The sequence below is a fragment of the Actinosynnema sp. NPDC023658 genome (assembly GCF_040639995.1).
GTDB lineage: Bacteria > Actinomycetota > Actinomycetes > Mycobacteriales > Pseudonocardiaceae > Actinosynnema.
In genome coordinates, this window is record NZ_JBFAAX010001328.1 from 1 (window position 1) to 1,310 (window position 1,310).

A 1,310-nucleotide genomic window follows, 5' to 3' on the forward strand; every position below is an offset into this window, starting at 1 on the left:
CGTCCTGTGTCCAGCCGCTGTTCCTCACCTACCCGCACCGGCTCGTCCGGTCCGTGCACGACACAGTCGGGGACGGCTCCACCGTCACCGCGATGGTCGTCACCTACGGCGCCCCACCCAAGCCGGCGGAGTCCAACCGGTTCTGGCAGGCGCTGAACAAGGCGCTCAACGTCGACCTGAAGGTCATCGTCGTCCCCGACGCCGAGTACGGGCAGAAGATGACCACGCTGGTGGCCTCCGGCGACGACCTGCCCGACATCGTCATGTTCACCAACCTGGCGCTCCCCCGCTCGGCCGAGTTCATCCAGGCCCGCTGCGCCGACCTGTCCGACCTGGTCGGCGGTGACGCGATCAAGGCCTACCCCAACCTGGCCAACATCCCGACCTACGCCTGGCAGGGCATGGGCCGCATCGGCGGGCGCATCCACGGCGTGCCGCTGGAGCGCCCGATGCCGGGCAACAGCCTCTTCGTCAACCGGACGGCCCTGGACGCGGCGGGCGTGCCGCGGGACTGGGACACCGAGGGCTACGTCGCCGCGATGAAGCGGCTCACCGGGGACCGGCGGTGGGGCATCGCGGGGTCCAAGTCGTTGTTCGGCGGCACCGGCTCGATCGCCTACCACGCCGGGTCGCTGGGTGCGCCCAACACCTGGCGGGTGGACGACGGCCGGTTCGTCAGCACGTTCACCACGCCGCAGTTCGAGGAGGCGTTGGGCGTGATGCGCCGGCTCGCCGAGGCGGGCGCCTACCACCCGGACAGCCTCACCCTCAGCGCGACCGACCTGAAGACGTTCTGGCACAACGGCACGGTCGCGTCGATCACCGACGGGTTCGGCGCGGTCGCACCGCAGACGCTGACCGACATCGGGGACAGGTTCGCGCTCGACCTCGGCCGGCCGTACGGGCCGGACCCGAGCCCGTGGCGGGGGCCGGGTAACTTCGGGTACGTCGCGTTCAAGAAGGCGCCCGTCGACCGGATCAGGATGCTGCTGCGGATCAGCGACTACCTGAGCGCGCCGTTCGGCAGCGTGGAGTACGAGCTGGCCAACTTCGGCGTCGAGGGCGTGCACTTCACCAAGGACTCCGACGGCATCAGGACGACCGACCTGTACAAGGTGGAGAACAGCACCAACCTGCCGGTGAAGTACCTCGGCGTCGCCCCGGCCGTGCTGCACCTGCCGGGGCACCCGGACGCGGCCCGTGCCGTGCACGAGTGGGAGAGGGCCGTGCTGCCGAAGAGCGTCGCGGACCCGGCTATCGGCCACCGGTCCGCGACCGTGAGCAGCACGAGCGCCGAGATGAACCGCATC

At 70.4% G+C, this 1,310-nt stretch carries 1 protein-coding gene; it reads left to right on the forward strand.

The window, feature by feature from the left end; all coding sequences use genetic code 11:
• Window positions 1–53: 53 nt before the first annotated feature.
• A partial coding sequence (locus AB0G02_RS40700) for an extracellular solute-binding protein (RefSeq protein WP_360806033.1) occupies window positions 54–1,310 on the forward strand: 1,257 nt, incomplete at its 3' end.